This window comes from Janthinobacterium sp. GW822-FHT07H11 (genome assembly GCF_058798615.1).
In genome coordinates, this window is record NZ_CM179507.1 from 2,785,794 (window position 1) to 2,801,805 (window position 16,012).

At 63.7% G+C, this 16,012-nt stretch carries 13 protein-coding genes; 5 read left to right on the forward strand and 8 right to left on the reverse strand.

Annotation, left to right across the window (positions count from 1 at the left end; translation table 11 throughout):
• Nucleotides 1–5: 5 nt before the first annotated feature.
• Both AC3RCJ_RS12520 and AC3RCJ_RS12525 read right to left on the reverse strand, forming a co-directional pair.
• Entirely contained in the window at nucleotides 6–1,079 is a 1,074-nt protein-coding gene (locus AC3RCJ_RS12520) for a LacI family DNA-binding transcriptional regulator (protein ID WP_492964096.1), read from the reverse strand.
• On the reverse strand, nucleotides 1,063–2,976 hold the full coding sequence (locus AC3RCJ_RS12525; RefSeq protein ID WP_492964095.1) for a glucokinase: 1,914 nt from the start codon (nucleotides 2,974–2,976) through the stop codon (nucleotides 1,063–1,065). Before AC3RCJ_RS12525 ends, AC3RCJ_RS12520 begins: the two co-directional genes overlap by 17 nt.
• Nucleotides 2,977–3,298: 322 nt before the next feature.
• Here AC3RCJ_RS12525 and AC3RCJ_RS12530 point away from each other — a divergent pair, with 322 nt between their 5' ends.
• From AC3RCJ_RS12530 to AC3RCJ_RS12550, 5 genes are all read left to right on the forward strand, one after another.
• Nucleotides 3,299–4,585 (forward strand): maltoporin, encoded by a 1,287-nt coding sequence (locus tag AC3RCJ_RS12530; RefSeq protein ID WP_492964094.1) that lies wholly within the window; start codon nucleotides 3,299–3,301, stop codon nucleotides 4,583–4,585.
• A 267-nt stretch (nucleotides 4,586–4,852) separates the two neighbouring features.
• The gene (locus AC3RCJ_RS12535; protein WP_077402988.1) at nucleotides 4,853–6,106 is read left to right on the forward strand and encodes an ABC transporter substrate-binding protein; all 1,254 of its coding nucleotides are present in this window, start codon (nucleotides 4,853–4,855) and stop codon (nucleotides 6,104–6,106) included.
• A 115-nt stretch (nucleotides 6,107–6,221) separates the two neighbouring features.
• Complete coding sequence (locus AC3RCJ_RS12540) at nucleotides 6,222–7,106, forward strand: carbohydrate ABC transporter permease (protein WP_010397323.1); 885 nt, start codon at nucleotides 6,222–6,224, stop codon at nucleotides 7,104–7,106.
• A complete protein-coding gene (locus AC3RCJ_RS12545; RefSeq protein WP_034757607.1) occupies nucleotides 7,103–7,978 on the forward strand; it encodes a carbohydrate ABC transporter permease in 876 nt (291 codons plus the stop codon). The genes AC3RCJ_RS12540 and AC3RCJ_RS12545 overlap by 4 nt, the downstream gene beginning before the upstream one ends.
• Nucleotides 7,979–7,987: 9 nt before the next feature.
• Nucleotides 7,988–9,097: an ABC transporter ATP-binding protein gene (locus AC3RCJ_RS12550; RefSeq protein WP_492964093.1), complete on the forward strand. Its 1,110-nt coding sequence runs from the start codon at nucleotides 7,988–7,990 to the stop codon at nucleotides 9,095–9,097.
• A 72-nt stretch (nucleotides 9,098–9,169) separates the two neighbouring features.
• On the opposite strand, the gene AC3RCJ_RS12555 is transcribed toward AC3RCJ_RS12550, so the two are convergent.
• The 6 genes from AC3RCJ_RS12555 to AC3RCJ_RS12580 all read right to left on the reverse strand — a co-directional run bounded on the left by AC3RCJ_RS12555 (nucleotide 9,170) and on the right by AC3RCJ_RS12580 (nucleotide 15,906).
• Nucleotides 9,170–10,201: a ParB/Srx family N-terminal domain-containing protein gene (locus tag AC3RCJ_RS12555; protein WP_492964092.1), complete on the reverse strand. Its 1,032-nt coding sequence runs from the start codon at nucleotides 10,199–10,201 to the stop codon at nucleotides 9,170–9,172.
• A gap of 99 nt (nucleotides 10,202–10,300) precedes the next feature.
• On the reverse strand, nucleotides 10,301–11,533 hold the full coding sequence (locus tag AC3RCJ_RS12560; RefSeq protein ID WP_492964091.1) for a maltoporin: 1,233 nt from the start codon (nucleotides 11,531–11,533) through the stop codon (nucleotides 10,301–10,303).
• Nucleotides 11,534–11,625: 92 nt separating this feature from the next.
• The gene (locus AC3RCJ_RS12565; RefSeq protein WP_492964090.1) at nucleotides 11,626–12,759 is read right to left on the reverse strand and encodes an ABC transporter ATP-binding protein; all 1,134 of its coding nucleotides are present in this window, start codon (nucleotides 12,757–12,759) and stop codon (nucleotides 11,626–11,628) included.
• Between the two features lie 10 nt (nucleotides 12,760–12,769).
• Nucleotides 12,770–13,609: a carbohydrate ABC transporter permease gene (locus AC3RCJ_RS12570; RefSeq protein ID WP_086147275.1), complete on the reverse strand. Its 840-nt coding sequence runs from the start codon at nucleotides 13,607–13,609 to the stop codon at nucleotides 12,770–12,772.
• Between the two features lie 8 nt (nucleotides 13,610–13,617).
• Nucleotides 13,618–14,532, reverse strand: coding sequence for a carbohydrate ABC transporter permease (locus AC3RCJ_RS12575; RefSeq protein WP_492964089.1), 915 nt, complete (start codon nucleotides 14,530–14,532; stop codon nucleotides 13,618–13,620).
• A 111-nt stretch (nucleotides 14,533–14,643) separates the two neighbouring features.
• On the reverse strand, nucleotides 14,644–15,906 hold the full coding sequence (locus AC3RCJ_RS12580) for an ABC transporter substrate-binding protein (RefSeq protein ID WP_492964088.1): 1,263 nt from the start codon (nucleotides 15,904–15,906) through the stop codon (nucleotides 14,644–14,646).
• Between the last annotated feature and the right edge of the window lie 106 nt (nucleotides 15,907–16,012).

The following is a 16,012-nucleotide window of genomic DNA, read 5'->3' on the forward strand; positions in this document are numbered from 1 at the left end:
GCAGGTCAGCGGGGGCCGCATGCCCCCGTCGACGCCCGTTTCATCAAGGTGAACGCCATCAGGTGATGCGTGGCGGGCGCCGTTTCGCCCGCGCGGCGCTGGCGGATTTCGTCGATGACGAGATTGACGGCGGCGCGCGCCATGTCGGCGATGGGCTGGTGGATGGTCGTCAGCTCGGGCCAGACGGTGGTGGCGACGGGCGTGTCGTCGAAGCCGCACACGCTCAATTGCGCCGGCACCTGCAAGCCCATGCCGTGCGCCACGGCCAGGGTGGCGGCGGCCATGTCGTCGTTGCTGGCGAAGATGGCGCTGGGGTGCGGTTGTTGCGCCAGCAGCTGGCGCGCCGCGTCCAGTCCCGAACGATACGTAAAATAGCCTTGCGCCACCCTGTGCGGCGGCACCTGCAAGCCCGCTTCGCGCATGGCGTCCTCGAAGGCCTGGCGGCGCAGCAGGGCGGGCGTGTGCGCCGGGTCGCCTTCGATGAAGCCGATGTCGCGGTGGCCCAGCGCGAGCAGGTGGCGCGTCATGGCCAGCGCGCCTTCGTAGTCGTCGATGCGTACGGCCGACATATCGGGCGAGGGCCGCGCCGTGGCGACGGCGATGGCGGGGATGCCCATATTGTTCAATTGTGCCAGCACTTGCGGCGAATCGCACAAAGGCGGCGGCACCAGGATGCCGTCGATGCCCGCTTCCACCAGGCAGGCGATGGCGGCATGCTGGCTGGCCAGGTCGCCGCAGCGTTCGAGCAGCAGCTGGCCGCCGCCCTGGCGGCATTGGTCCATGGCGCCAACCAGAAATTCGCTGAGGAAGGCGGCGCTGGGGTTGCTGTACAACAAACCGATGCGCAGCGTGCCCGTGCGGGCCGCCCTGGCCGCCAGGTTGGGCTGGTAGCGCAGGCTGGCGATCGCCGCCTCGACCTTGTCGCGCGTGGCCGCGCTGACGCTGGCGCGCCCGTTGATCACGCGCGATACCGTCATGGCCGACACGCCGGCCACGCGCGCCACGTCGTGCACGGTGGCGCCGCTGGCCGCGTCGGAGGAGGCGTGGACGGCGGGCGCCGCCTTATTCGAGGTGGCCACCGAATTTCAGCTTGCCGCTGATGCGCATGCCGTGCAATTGTCCTTCTTCCAGCTGGGCGGCGCTGGTGCGCTGCGCCGTATCGCGCCGCGCCAGTCCCACCGACAGGATATCGAGCATCATCAGCTGCAGCAGGCGCACGATCATGGGCACGAAATTGAGGTTGCCCTCCGGGTGGTTCAGGGTCAGCAGCACATCGGCCAGCTTGGCCAGCGGCGAACCGCTGGCGGTGATGGCCAGCACGCGCGCGCCGCAGGCCTGCGCCACCTTGACGGTGCGCAGCAGCTCGGGCAGGGCGCCCGAGCGCGAAATGACCAGCGCCACGTCGCCCGGCTTGAGCATGCCGGCGCTCATTTCCTGTGCCTGCGGGTCGGCGAAGAAGCTGCTGACGATGCCCAGGTTGAGCAGCTTTTGCTGCATGTCGTCGGCCACCACGCGGGCGCTGCCCACGGCCAGCAGCTCCACGCGCTGCGCGCCGCGCAGCAGTTCGATGGCCGCCGTCAGCGCTTTGACGTCGAGCATGTCGCGCAGGGCCAGCGCGGCCGAGGCGTTATTGCCCAGCACCTTGCGCGCCAGTTCGGCATCGGAGTCCGAAATCTCCACATGGCAGTGGGCCACCGTGATGGCGCCGCCCGTCAGGCCGGAAGCGAGTTTCAGCTTGAAGTCGGCCAGGCCCTGCACGCCGATCGAGCGGCAAAAGCGCATCACGGTCGGCTGGCTGACGCCGACGCGCTGGGCGATTTCAGCGATCGGCAGGGTCAGCATGGCGTTCGGTTCCTTCAATACCCAGTCGGCCACCTTGCATTCCGAGGGACTCATGCGGCCGCGCGCCTGGCGGACCGATTCGAGCACGGGCGCGCCGGTATGGGCACGCTTGAGCTTTTGCGCCAGGATGGCGGCGATGCCCAGGAATGTCGGCAGTTCGGCCGTGATCAAAAAGGTGGGAATCTGCGCCAGGTATTCGTTCAGGCGGCCCTTTTGCTCGAAGCGGGCGCGGAACTGCGACTGCTCGAACAGGGGGCCGAGGCGCGGCACGATGCCGCCACCTATATAGATGCCGCCCAGCGCGCCCAGGGTCATGGCCACGTTGCCGGCGATGGAGCCGAGGATGGCGCAGAAGCAGTCGACCGCCTCCAGGCACACCTCGCACTCGTTGTTCAGGGCGCGGCTGGTGATTTCAGCGGCCAGCAGCGGCGGCACCTCATGCCGGCCGGCGCGGTCGGACAGCGCGCGGTAGATCAATTCCAGCCCCCGTCCGGAGGCGAGGCGCTCGGCCGAGACGTGCGACAGTTCGCGCCAGGCGAAGGACAGCACGTCCATCTCGCGCTGGTCGCACGGGGCGAAGCTGACATGGCCGCCCTCGCTGCCCAGCGCGATCCAGCGGTCTTCGGCGGGGATCATGCCCGATACGCCCAGGCCCGTGCCCGAGCCGAGCAGGCCGATGACGCTGTCGGCGCGCGCCATGCCGCCGCCGATCTGCAGGCGCTGGTCCGGCCGCAGGTAGGGCAGGGCCATGGCCAGCGCCGTGAAGTCGTTCACCACCAGCAGGGTGTCGAGGCCCAGCGCGTCGCGCATCGCCTCGATGGAGAAGAACCAGTGGTGGTTCATCATGCGGATATTGTCGTCGTCAATGGGATTGGCGATGGCGATGGCCGCATGGCGCACGCGCGCCGAACCGGCGGCGCGCGCCTCGCCGCTGTCCATGTAGGCGGTGATGGCGTCGAGCAGCGACGCGTAGTCGTCGCAGGGCAGCACGGCCACCGCTTCCAAGTGGCCCTGGCGCGTCTCCAGCACGAAACGGGCATTGGTGCCGCCGATGTCCGCCAGCAGGCGCGGCCCGTCACTGAAGCGCTCCGCGGGATCGCTGCCTGCTACTTCAGTCTTTTCATCAATTTTCATGGCGGTGCTTTATCTCGTGTGCGTGCGCTGTCGTGGCGGCGCAACTGTCGTTATGGGCAAAAACCAAGGATTTTAATTCGTATACGTCCTGCGTGCCAAAAAATGCAAGGCCGCCTGTCAAACGCCCGCGCGCACCGTCAAAAAAGGAGCGGCGACGGAAAAAAGCAGGCAAATAAAGTGTCGCAGAGTAGTCGTAGGATTACAACATAATATGTTGATATTTGTTCGTAGTATAGTTACTATGTCCCTGCTGGAAAGAATTCTGGCCAGTACATTCGGCCACGAATGACTAGATAAAAAATAACTACTGAGGAGACTTACCATGCTGCATCGCAACATGTTGAAGGCCGTGTTGAAAACACTGCCAGCTGCCATCGTCTTGGCCATCGCCAGCGGTTCCGCTGCCGCCGACCCCATGTACCCATCCGACTCCGAAGGCTTCCACGGCTACCTGCGCGCCGGCGCCGGCAGCAATACCTCGGGCGACGGCGGCTCGCAGGGTTGCTTCGGCCTGGGCGGCAATACCATGAAATACCGTCTGGGCAATGAGTGCGACGCCTACACGGAATTCGGCTACACCAAGTCCGTCGCCCAGTCCGGCGGCGTGAACTACCTGGCCACCATCTGGGTCAACGCCTACGCGCCCAATTCCGATTTCGGCGACAACAAGCTGGGCATCGTCAAGGCCTATGTCGAAGCGCAGGGACTCGATTTCCTGAACGGCGGCACGGCCTGGATCGGCAAGCGCTTCTACTACCGTCCTGACATCCACATGCTGGACTTGCAGTACATCAACATGAACGGCACGGGCGCCGGCCTGGACCGCATTCCTGCCGGTCCCGGTAAATTCTCGTATGCCTTCTTCAAGGACAACGACATCAACACCGTGTCGAAGACCGGCGTCGTCAGCACCAAGTCGGCCGTGCGCCAGAACTTCATCTATGGCGAAATTCCCGTCAATGAAAACGGCACCCTGGACCTGGCCGCGACCTACATCATCGGCGAAGGCAAGGACAACGACGCATTTGGCCAGAAGCACAATGGCTGGCAATTGTCGGCCTTCCACCGTCAAGCGAAAGTCTTCGGCGGCGGCAATACCTTCGGCGTGCAGTACGGCGTCGGTCCTGGCACCGGCAAGGGCGCGCAGTTCGGCGCTTCGGGCGACACCAATTTCGGTTCGGACGTGAAACGCACGCGCATCTTCAATGACATGGCGATCCAGCCGATGGCCAACTTCGGCATGGAATTTGTCGCCCTGTGGCAAAAAGACGAGTCGAACGCCACCGGTTCCTCGACCTGGACCTCGGTCGGCGTGCGCCCTGTGTACGCGTTCACCAACAACTTCAAGCTGGTGGGCGAACTGGGCACGGACCGCGTGACGCAAGCGGGCGGCCTGCCGGCCAAGCGCCTGACCAAGCTGACCATCGCCCCGACGATCTCGGCCGGTCCTGGCCTGTGGTCGCGTCCGGAGCTGCGCGCTTTCGTGACCTACGGCAAATGGAACGATGCGGCCACCGCCTCGGTCAATGCGGCCAACAACGGCGGCCCGATCTACAACAACAATACCAGCGGCACCTCGTACGGCTTCCAAGTCGAAACCTGGTTCTAAACACCGAAGCAAACGGTTTTGTTCAGTGTTGACGTTTGTAATGCAGATCAACCTGGCGCATCCTTCGCGGATGCGTTTTTGGCGCCGTCCCGTGATATAAATGCAATGTAGTCATGTCATGGATCACGGCGCCGTCTTTACACCAAGATGATGCCCGTTAGCAAGCGGGTCTGAGCACTAGAGCGCCGGTACAGGCGCAGATTTCACCTTTTTCGGCCCCCGTATGCCGAAGCCCCCTAAAAGCTTGATCAAAAAAGGAATGTGGAGATGAAACTGAAATTCAAGATTACCCAACTGGCCGCATTGACCACCCTGGCATTCGCCGGCAGCGCATTTGCGACCGACGTGGAAGTGTTGCACTACTGGACCTCCGGCGGCGAAGCGAAGTCCGTGGGCCAGTTGCAGCAAATCGTGAAGGAAAGCGGCTTCGGCTGGAAAGACTTCGCCGTGGCTGGCGGCGCTGGCGAAAACGCCGCGACCGCGCTGAAGACCCGCGTCATTTCCGGCAACCCGCCAACGGCCGCCCAGATCAAGGGCCCATCGATCCAGGAGTGGGGCGCAGAAGGCGTGCTGGCCAATATCGACGATGCCGCCATTCCAGGCAAATGGGATGCCGTGCTGCCGAAAGTCGTCGCCGACATCATGAAATACAAGGGCCACTACGTTGCCGCTCCCGTCAACGTCCACCGCGTCAACTGGATGTGGGTCAATCCGGAAGTGCTGAAAAAAGCCGGCGTGGCCACCACCCCGACCACCTGGGATGCGTTCTTCGACGCGGCCGAGAAGATCAAGAAATCGGGCGGCATCGCCATCGCCCACGGCGGCCAGCCTTGGCAGGACGCCACCGTGTTTGAATCCGTCGCGCTGGGCGTGGGCGGCACGGAATTCTACAAGAAGGCCATCCTCAAGCTGGACCAGAAGGAATTGACCGGCCCGACCATGCTCAAGGTGTTCGACACCCTGGGCAAGGTGAAGACCTATATCGACAAGGATGCGGCTGGCCGCGACTGGAACCTGGCCACCGCCATGGTCATCAACAACAAGGCCGGCTTCCAGTTCATGGGCGACTGGGCCAAGGGCGAGTTCACGGCCGCCGGCAAGGTGCCGGGCAAGGACTACCTGTGCGTGGCCGCTCCTGGCACGGACAAGGCCTACACCTTCAACATCGATTCGTTTGCCATGTTCACGCAAAAGGATGCGAATGCGAAGAAAGGGCAGATCGCCCTGGCCAACGCCATCATGAATCCGAAGTTCCAGTCGATCTTCAACCTGAACAAGGGTTCCATCCCCGTGCGTTCCGGCGTATCGAAGGACAAGTTTGACGCTTGCGCCCTGAAATCGATGGAAGACATGGACGCCACCAACAAGACCGGCGGCCTGGTGCCATCGTTCGCCCACGGCATGGCGCTGGCATCGGCCACGCAGGGCGCCGTGACCGACGTCATCGCCAAGTTCATGAATACCAACATGAGCTCGAAAGACGCGGTTGCCGCCCTGGCCAAAGCGGCAAAAGTGAAGTAATCACCCCGGCGCCGGCACTCGCGCCGGCGCCCGCTGCATCGCATGCATCGCAGGCGTGCGCCCTGGCTGTCGCTCAGGGGCGCGCCACACGCAGTTTTACTTCTACGGCTGTCCTATGTCCATACGCAAGCAATTCGACCGATGGATACCGCAGATGGTGCTGGGCCCCACGCTCATCGCCAGCCTGGTATTCGTCTATGGTTTTATCTTTTTGACCGGTTGGCTGTCGCTGACCGAATCGCGGCTGATGCCGAACTACGAGTTCGCCGGCCTGGTGCAATACGTCGAGCTGTTCGACAACGAGCGCTGGTGGACCTCGCTCAAGAACCTCGGCATCTTCGGTGTCCTGTTCATCGGTTGCAGCATCGCCATCGGCCTGTTCCTGGCCATCCTGCTGGACCAGAAAATCCGCGCCGAAGGCGCGCTGCGCGCCATTTACCTGTACCCGATGGCGCTGTCCTTCATCGTCACCGGCACGGCCTGGAAATGGATGCTCAATCCCAGCCTGGGCCTGGAAAAGGTCATGCACGACTGGGGCTGGACCTCGTTTACCTTCGACTGGCTGGTGAACTCCGACATGGCCATCTACACGGTGGTGATCGCCGGCGTATGGCAGTCGTCGGGCTTCGTCATGGCCCTGTTCCTGGCCGGCCTGCGCGGCATCGATGATGAAATCATCAAGGCGGCCCAGGTCGACGGCGCCTCGCTGCCGACGATCTACTGGCGCATCGTGATTCCCGCCATGCGTCCCGTGTTCTTCAGCGTGCTGCTGATCCTCGCGCATATCGCCATCAAGAGCTTCGACCTGGTCATCGCACTGACGGCTGGCGGACCTGGCAACTCGTCGTCCGTGCCGGCCATCTTCATGTACCAGTTTTCCTTCACCCGCGGCCAGCTGGGCCTGGGCTCGGCATCGGCCATGATGATGCTGGCCACCATCGTGGCCGTGCTCGTGCCGCTGATGTACCTGGAAACGCGCAGCGCAAAGGCGATGAGATGACACACACTCCTACACGTAACAACAAACTCACCCTGGGGCGGGTGGTGCTGTACCTGCTGCTGATCCTGTTCGCGGTGTACTACATCGTGCCCCTGTACGTGACCCTGTCGACGTCGTTCAAGTCGCTCGACGAGATCCGCAGCGGCAACCTGCTGGCACTGCCGCACGTGTGGCAGTTCGATTCCTGGTCCAAGGCCTGGTCTTCGGCCTGCACGGGCGTCACCTGCGACGGCATGCAGCCGTTCTTCTGGAACTCGATCAAGATGGTGATACCCGCCGTGCTGATCTCGACCTTCCTGGGCGCCTTCAACGGCTATGTGTTCGCGCACTGGCGCTTCCGCGGTTCGGAAATCCTGTTTGCCGCCCTGCTCGTGGGCTGCTTCATTCCGTTCCAGGTCGTGATCCTGCCGATGGCGCGCCTGCTGGGCGAATTCGGCCTGGCCAATACCACCACGGGCCTGGTTTTCGTGCACGTGGTGTACGGCACGGCGTTCACGACCCTGTTCTTCCGCAACTACTATATCGGCGTGCCGGAAGAGCTGATCAAGGCGGCGCGCATCGACGGTGCCGGCTTCTTCCTGATCTTCCGCAAGATCGTGCTGCCGATTTCGGGTCCGATTTTCGTCGTCTGCATCATCTGGCAGTTCACGCAGATCTGGAACGACTTCCTGTTCGGGATTGTGTTTGCCAGCGGCGATTCGCAGCCGATCACGGTGGGCTTGAACAACCTGGTCAACACGTCCACGGGCGTGAAGGAATACAACGTCAACATGGCGGCCGCGGTGATTGCCGCGCTGCCGACCCTGCTGGTCTACCTGGTCGCAGGCCGTTATTTTGTGCGCGGCCTGACCGCAGGCGCAGTCAAAGGTTAAGGAAAGAATATGTCCAGTTTATCGATACGCAGCATCCGCAAGGTGTACACGAATGGCGTCGAAGTCCTCAAGGGCATCGACATCGAGATCAAGGATGGCCAGTTCCTGATCCTCGTCGGCGGCTCCGGCTCCGGCAAGTCGACCTTGCTCAATATGGTGGCCGGCCTGGAAAGCGTCACCTCGGGCGAAATCCTCATCGACGGCAAGGTGGTCAACGACTTGCCGCCGAAGGACCGCGACATCGCCATGGTGTTCCAGTCGTATGCGCTGTACCCGTCGATGACGGTGCGCGAAAACATCGCCTTTGGCCTGAACGTGAAAAAAGTGCCGAAGGCGGAGCAGGAAGAAATCGTCTCGCGCGTGGCTGAAACGCTGCAGATCACGCACTTGCTGGACCGCCGCCCGGCGCAGCTGTCCGGCGGGCAGCGCCAGAGGGTCGCCATGGGCCGCGCCATCTCGCGCAAGCCCTCGCTGTTCCTGTTCGACGAACCGCTGTCGAACCTGGACGCCAAGCTGCGCGTGGAAATGCGCGCCGAGATCAAGCTGCTGCACCAACGCCTGAAGGCCACCATCGTCTACGTCACGCATGACCAGATCGAGGCGATGACGATGGGCGATTTGATCGCCGTCATGAAGGATGGGGTGGTGCAGCAACTGGGCACGCCGCAGGAAATCTACGACAATCCGGCCAACCTGTTCGTGGCCGGCTTCATCGGCTCGCCGTCGATGAACTTCATCACCGTCAAGCCTGTCATCGAGGGCAACGAAGTATTTGCCGCCATCGACAACGCGGGCAAGAGCATGCGCCTGGCCCTGCCGTTCGCCGCCGACAAGCTGCGCAGCTATGCGGGCCGCGACGTGATCCTGGGCGTGCGCCCGGAACAGATCACGGACATGAGCAGCGCGCACGGCGACGTGGGCCAGGAACTCGGTTGCCTGATCGACCTCGTCGAGCCGACCGGCCCGGACACCCTGCTGACGACGCGCCTGAACGGCGCGGCAGTGACTTGCCGCACGCACCCGCGCGAAGCCGTGCTGCCGGGGCAGACCATGCAGCTGTCGTTCAACCTGTCGAAGGCGGCCCTGTTCGATCCGGCCAACGGTGAGCGCATCGCCTAAGCGGCACTTGCCATGAAAAACGGCCCGCTTGTCCAGGCGACAGGCGGGCCGTTGTCGTTTATGCCGCCGCGATTATCGTGCCAGTGATTGTTTGTACGCGATGGCGTAGCTCAGCTTGCCTTTGTTCTGCGTCAATTCTTCCAGCGTTTCGCGGTCGACCTTGTCCAGCGCGCCCAGCTCCGCCGCGCGCTTGCCGCCGCTGACGATATCGCCGGGCCGCAGCGCCACCATGGCCTGCGCCGCTTGCAGGATCGCATTGGCATACGCGGCCGGATCGCGCAGGTCGACACGCGCCAGGTCCAGCGCCGGCATGCCGCGCAGCCAGTCGGCCCAGTAAAACTCGAGAAATTCCGTGGCCTTGCCGGGCGGCTCGTAGCCGATCTCGCGCGTAAAGTAGACGAGCGAGCGGTAGGGGTCGTCGCCGAGCGTGCGCAAGCCGATGGCGGACGGCAGCTGCTGCGGCGTGATGGCCTGGTTCTTGCCGTTCTTCAGCCAGACCTTGTTTTCCGCGCGCATGCGGGTCCAGAAGGCCGCTTCGTCCAGCGCGCTGAAATTGTCGCTGACCTTGACCCAGACCTGCAATTGATGATTGCGCCCGCCATCGCCGCCATCGGCTTCCCAGAAGGTGGAAAACGTGTGGTGGCCATCGGTCAGGTACACGATGCCGCGCGGGCCGATGACGACGGTCTTCATGTCGTCCGGACGGCTGCCGACGGCCGCCTTGCAGCGGTAGCCGGCCGGCGGCGCGGCCAGGGTGGCACCGGCCACGTTGGCCGTGCCGGGCAAGACGTCGCCCTGGCCATTGGCTTCGCACAGGTCGGCGAATTTCTTCGGCTTGGCGATGTCGGCGATGTGCTTTTCTTCGGCCGCATAGCGTCCCAGCTTGTAATACACCTGGTCGTAGCCGATGGCCGGCTGGGTCGGATGCAGTTCATCGAGGCGCACCTGCAGGATGCGCGGATGGGCGGCGCTGCCCACGACGGTGGCCATCAGCGCCTGCTGGCGCGCGCTGAGGGCAGGGGCGACGACGGCATCCCTGGCCCAGGCCATGCTGGCGAAAGACAGGGCCAGCGCGGCGGCGACCCGTGGAAATGCGGCGTGCATGCGACCTCCGAAGTGAGCGGTATGGCGTGCAGCATAGCGCGGCACGCGATTTTGCGCAGTCCTGCAGGCGCATGCACTGCGCCATATCAAGCCAGTTTCTTAAAACCACGTTTCCACTTGCAGGCCGAACGAGGTGCCGCTGGTGGCCTTGCCGTACACGGGGCCGGACTCGTTGGCCTTGTTGACGGCGGCCGTGGCGGCATCGTTCCATTTGCCGTAGGTGACGAAGGCGCGCAATTCCGGGCGCGACCAGTAACCCTTGCCCGCCGTCAGGGTGGGCGCGAAGGTCAGCTTGGTCAGGCGCTGGGCTGCGCCGCCCGTGGGCGAGGTCACGCGGTCCGTGCCCAGCTCGAACTGCAGCTTGAAGTTGTCGTTGACGGCATACACGGGGCGCACGCCCAGGCTGGTCCAGGTCGAGCTGCCGCCCGAGACGTCGGACTTGTCGCGCTGTACGATGGCCACCATTTCCGCGCTCCACTCGGGCGTCGGCTGTATCCACAGCGAATTGAAGATGCGCAAGCGCGTCACGTCGCTGCCGTTGCGGATCGAGCCCGTGGTGCCCATGCGGTCGCAGCACTGGCCGCCGGCGCCCGTGCCCGGTCCCACGCCGTACTGGATGCCGAAGGTGTTGGCGCCGCCCCATACTTTATCCTGCTTGTGCAGCACGGTGGCTTGCCAGCCGCCGTGCGAGGTGCTGTCCTTCTTGTCGGGCGTGATGAGGGTGGTCAGCACTTCCAGCGTACCGTCCTGGTTGACGGGGATGCCCTGGTAGACGAGGTTTTGCCGGATGGCCGAGTTGCCGGGCTTGTCGTTATCCTTGAAGAAACCATAGCTGATGCGGCCCGGGCCCAGCTGGTACTGGTCGATGCCGCCGCCCGTGCCGTTCATATTGATATATTGCAAATCGAGCATGTGGATGTCGGGACGCATGTAGTAGCGCTTGCCTATCCAGGCCGTGCCGCCGTTGAGCACCGCGATGTTTTTCGCTTCCACGTACATTTTCGACATGCTCAGTTCCGAATCGCTGACGGCGGAACTGGGCGTGTAGGCGGCCACCATGACGTGGCCGACGAAGCTGACGCCGTTGGGCGACTTGGCCATTTCCTTCTGGTACTCGAATTCGCCATACGTGTCGCATTCGTTGCCGAGCCGGTAGCGCATGGTGTTGCCGCCCAGGCCGTAGCAGCTTTGCGGACCGCGGCTGTCCGTGCTCGAACCCAGGCCGGCGCGGAAATAGCCGTGGTATTCGCCTTCGGCATCGCTGGCGTGGGCGGCGCAGGACAGCAGTGCCGCGCAGGCGAGGGACAGCGTGGTCTTGATCGGGTGTTGCATACAATCTCCTTGTCGTTATAAAAATGCGTGCTTGTGCACGTCGTACCGGATCGCTGCCGATCCGATCGGGGCGGCTGCCTGGGCGGGAATGCTCAGGCGGCCAGATTCTGTTTCGAGGAAATCAGGTTGCCGGGCTGGCGCCGCGTGCGTGCCACGCCTTGCGCGTCGAACAGGTGGAAGGCGCTGCTGGCGGCCGAGACCGTGAATGGCTGGCCCAGCGGCACGCGGTTGTTGCCGTCGCCGCGTATCACCAGTTCCTGGCCGTTGTCCAGCGCCAGGTAGATGAAATTGGCTTCGCCCAGGTGTTCCACCAGGCTGACGACGCCCTGAAAGCAAGCGCTGCCGTCGCGGTTTTCCAGGATGTGTTCGGCGCGCAGGCCCACCGTGACGGCCTCGCCCGCCCGCAGGCCCGCCGGATCGACGAGGGCCGTGATTTCCTGGCCGCTGGCCAGGGCCACGCGCACGCCGTCGTCGTCGGCGGCAAGGACTCTACCCTCGAAGAAATTCATCATGGGCGCGCCGATGAAGCCGGCCACGAAGCGGTTGGCCGGCTGCTGGTACAGCTCCAGCGGCGTGCCCGCCTGCTGGATATGGCCGCCATGCATGACGACGATCTTGTCGCCCAGGGTCATCGCCTCGACCTGGTCGTGCGTGACATAGACGATGGTGGCGTTCAGCTGGCGGTGCAGCTTGGCAATTTCCAGCCGCGTCTGCACGCGCAGGGCCGCGTCGAGGTTCGACAGCGGCTCGTCGAACAGGAACAGCTGCGGCTCGCGCACGATGGCGCGGCCGATGGCCACCCTCTGGCGCTGGCCGCCCGACAGCTCGCGCGGCAGGCGTTCGAGCAGGTGGTCGATCTTCAGGATGGCCGCCGCGTGGCGCACGCGCCGGGCGATGTCGTCCTTGCCGGCGCCGGCGATCTTCAGGCCGAAGGCCATGTTGCGGAACACGCTCATGTGCGGATACAGCGCATAGCTCTGGAAGACCATGGCGATACCGCGCTCGGCCGGCGGCAGGTCGTTGACGACCTTGCCGCCGATCGACAGGGTGCCGTGCGAAATGCCTTCCAGGCCGCACAGCATGCGCAGCAAGGTCGATTTGCCGCAGCCGGAAGGGCCGACCAGCACGACGAATTCGCCGTCGCGGATGTCGAGGTCGATGCCGGCCAGCACATTGTGGTGGCCGTCGTAGGATTTGCTCAGTTGTTGCAGGCTTACATGGGCCATGGTGCACCTATTATTTGACCGCGCCGGAGGTCAGGCCGCGGATCAGTTGACGAGAGAAAATGACGTACATGACGAGCACGGGAATGACGGCCAGCGACAGCGCCGCCAGCACGGAGTTCCAGTCCGTCACGTATTGCCCGATGAATTGCTGCACGCCCAGGGTGACGGTCTTGGTGCGGTCCGATGGCGCCAGGATCAGCGGGAACCACAGGTCGTTCCAGGCGGGAATCATGGTGAACACGGCCACCGTGGCGATGGCGGGGCGGATCAGGGGCAGGATCACCTGGAAGAAGATGGCGAACTCGCCCACGCCGTCGCAGCGCGCCGCATCCTTCAGTTCGCGCGGCACCTGGCGCACGAATTCGGACAGGATCATCACGGCCAGCGGCAAGCCCTGCGCCGTGTACACGAGCACCAGCGCCGTCAGGGTGTTGATCAGGTCCAGGCGCACCACCAGTTCCAGGATGGATACCGTGCCCAGGCGGATGGGAATCATGATGCCCAGCGCCAGGTACAGGGTCAGCAGGCGGTTGCCCGTGAACGTGTATTCGGACAGTGCCCAGGCCGCCATGGCGCCGAACAGCACGATCAGCAGCAGCGACAGCAGGGTGACGAACAGGCTGTTGCCGAAATACAGCAGGAAGTCCGAATTGGCCAGCACCTTGTGAAAGCCCACGAGGGAAAAGGTGGCGGGCGTGGGCAGGGCCAGCGGATTGTCGAAGATGGCGGCCCGCGTCTTGACCGAGTTGATTAGGATCAAGACGATGGGGAACAGGGCGATGATGGTGTAGCCGGCCAGGATCACGTGCACGGCGGCGCGGCCCAGGGGGCGGGTGGAAACGTTGCGCATGGCGGCCCTTACAGTTCGTGGCGTGTCAGCTTGCGCTGCACGAAAAAGAAATACACGCCCACGCCCACGAGGATGACGAGGAACATCATGGTGGCCACGGCTGCGCCCATGGTGGGGCTGCCCAGCTGGGCCTGGTAACCGAAGAAGGTGCGGTAGAAGAAGGTGCCGAGGATGTCGGTGGCGTAGTTCGGCCCCGCCAGCGCGCCTTTCACGGAATACACGAGGTCGAAGGCATTGAAGTTGGCGACAAAGGTCAGGATGGTCACCAGCCCCAGGGTGGGCCAGATCAGCGGCAGCTTGATTTGCCAGAAGATGCGCATGGCGCTGGCCCCTTCCGCGTGGGCCGCCTCGATGATTTCCTCGGGCACGGCCAGCAGGGCCGCATAGATCAGCATCATGGGGATGCCGATGTATTGCCAAACAGAAATGAGGGCGATGGTCAGCAGGGCCGTCGATTCCTGGCCCAGCCATGGCGCGAAATAGCTGCCGATGCCCGCGCCATCCATCAGCGACTGGCCCACGCCCCACAGCGGCGACAGGATCAGTTGCCAGATGAAGCCGATGATCACCACGGACAATAAGGTGGGCAGGAAGATCAGGGTGCGGTAGCTGCGCTCGCCCTTCAATCCCTTGAGGCTGAAGAGGGTGGCCAGCAGCAGGCCGATGGGGTTTTGCAGCAGCATGTGGATAAGAAAAAACTTACAGTTGTTCCACATTGCATTCCAGAAACTTTGCGACCATTGCGGGTCGAACAGGATGGTGGCGTAGTTGGCCAGGCCGGCAAAATGGTGGCGGCCGCCCTCATCGCTCGTGTACAGGCCCAGGCGCAGGGTGTCGGCCAGGGGCAGGGCGCTGAACAGCGAGTAGATGAGCAGCGCCGGGGCCAGGAACACGGCCACGTGCCACGGGAAAGCTTTCTTCACGGCGAAACTCCAGACGAATAAAAACACCGGCGGCGGTGCCGCCGGCAAAACCGCGCCACCGGGCCGCCGCATCGCACTGCTCGGGCCGGTTGCGGGGGGAGGAAGGGGCGATTACTGCTGCGGCTTGTACCACTTGGCAAAGCCGGCCTGGATCTGGCGCGCCGCGTCTTTCGGCGCCAGCTTGCCGTTCAGGACCTGGGCGTTGACGTTCCACAGCTCGTTTTCCATGCTCGGTTCGCCCCGGTTGAGGATTTGCGCGTTCAAGCGGATGGTCGAGGCGCAGCTGGCGCGCCAGCCGTTCATCTGCTTGGCCAGCGGGTCCTTGATGGAGATCAAGTGGTTCGACAGCGAGAAGAAACCGGTCACCTTGTTGGTGTAGATGTCGGCGAATTCCTGCGAACCGAGCCAGGCGAGGAATTTGTAGGCATCGTCCTTGTTCTTCGACTTCTTGTTGATGCTCATGCCGATGTCGGTGTGGTCCGAGATCTGGCACTTGTCGCCGGCCTTGCGCACGGGCGGGTTGAAGGCGCCCAGTTCCAGCTCCGGGTCCTGCTTGAAGTAGGCGATATCCCAGGAGCCGGCCGGGTAGATGGCGGCCTTGCCCAGCGCGAACTGGTTCTGGCTGTCGCCATAGGTTTGCGCGCTGGCGCCCTTGGACAGATAGCTGCCCAGCCGGGCCTCATATTCCCAGGCGGCAACGAATTGCGGATCGGTAAACTTGGCCTTGCCGGCGATCAGCGCCTTGCGGCCCTCTTCACCCTTCCAGTAATTGGCGCCGATGCTGGTAAACACCACCTGGTTCGCTTCCCACTGGTCGGCCGTGCCCAGGGCCAGCGGCGCATACTTGCCGCTTTTCTTGACCGTTTCGAGCACCATGAAGAATTCCTCTTCCGTGGCGGGCGGCTGCAGTTTCAGTTCGCGGAAGATTTTCTTGTTGTACAGGAAACCATGCATGACGGAGGCGATCGGCATGCAGAAGGTGTCCTTGCCATCGTCCGTCTGCCACGCCACCTTGGCCGAGGCGGGGAAGTTGTCCATGCCGGCCTTGCCGTCGAGCTTTTCCAGCTGGCCCCGCTTGTACAGGGCCAGCGAGACGTCGAACGGGCGGCAGGCCAGCAAGTCGCCGGCCGTGCCGCCGCTCAGGCGCGCGTTCAGCGTGGAATCGTATTCGGTGGGGGCGGTGGGCGAGAACTTGACTTCGATGCCCGGATGCTTTTTCTGGAAGGCGGGGATGAGCACGGTTTCCCACAGGGTCTTGTCGTCCACGCGCCAGCTTTCGATGGTGAGCGTGCCCGCTTGCGCCGTGCCGCTGGCCAGCAGCAGGGCCAGCAATGTGTTGCGCGCGGCCACGCCGCCTTGTGCATGCAATCGCATGATGTCTCCTTGTTGGTGTTGGTCTTGTTTGGCTGCCTGATACGCTGCAGTTGGCGGACAGTAGCATCGGGGGAAATGTGACGCCAGCATCCGGCAGCGCGCTGGC

Excerpts from the sequence above, each read along its gene's own strand:
- AC3RCJ_RS12525 (WP_492964095.1), bottom strand. The coding sequence starts at position 2,976 with ATGAAAATTGATGAAAAGACTGAAGTAGCAGGCAGCGATCCCGCGGAG.
- AC3RCJ_RS12530 (WP_492964094.1), top strand. The coding sequence starts at position 3,299 with ATGCTGCATCGCAACATGTTGAAGGCCGTGTTGAAAACACTGCCAGCT.
- AC3RCJ_RS12535 (WP_077402988.1), top strand. The coding sequence starts at position 4,853 with ATGAAACTGAAATTCAAGATTACCCAACTGGCCGCATTGACCACCCTG.
- AC3RCJ_RS12540 (WP_010397323.1), top strand. The coding sequence starts at position 6,222 with ATGTCCATACGCAAGCAATTCGACCGATGGATACCGCAGATGGTGCTG.
- AC3RCJ_RS12545 (WP_034757607.1), top strand. The coding sequence starts at position 7,103 with ATGACACACACTCCTACACGTAACAACAAACTCACCCTGGGGCGGGTG.
- AC3RCJ_RS12550 (WP_492964093.1), top strand. The coding sequence starts at position 7,988 with ATGTCCAGTTTATCGATACGCAGCATCCGCAAGGTGTACACGAATGGC.
- AC3RCJ_RS12555 (WP_492964092.1), bottom strand. The coding sequence starts at position 10,201 with ATGCACGCCGCATTTCCACGGGTCGCCGCCGCGCTGGCCCTGTCTTTC.
- AC3RCJ_RS12560 (WP_492964091.1), bottom strand. The coding sequence starts at position 11,533 with ATGCAACACCCGATCAAGACCACGCTGTCCCTCGCCTGCGCGGCACTG.
- AC3RCJ_RS12565 (WP_492964090.1), bottom strand. The coding sequence starts at position 12,759 with ATGGCCCATGTAAGCCTGCAACAACTGAGCAAATCCTACGACGGCCAC.
- AC3RCJ_RS12570 (WP_086147275.1), bottom strand. The coding sequence starts at position 13,609 with ATGCGCAACGTTTCCACCCGCCCCCTGGGCCGCGCCGCCGTGCACGTG.
- AC3RCJ_RS12580 (WP_492964088.1), bottom strand. The coding sequence starts at position 15,906 with ATGCGATTGCATGCACAAGGCGGCGTGGCCGCGCGCAACACATTGCTG.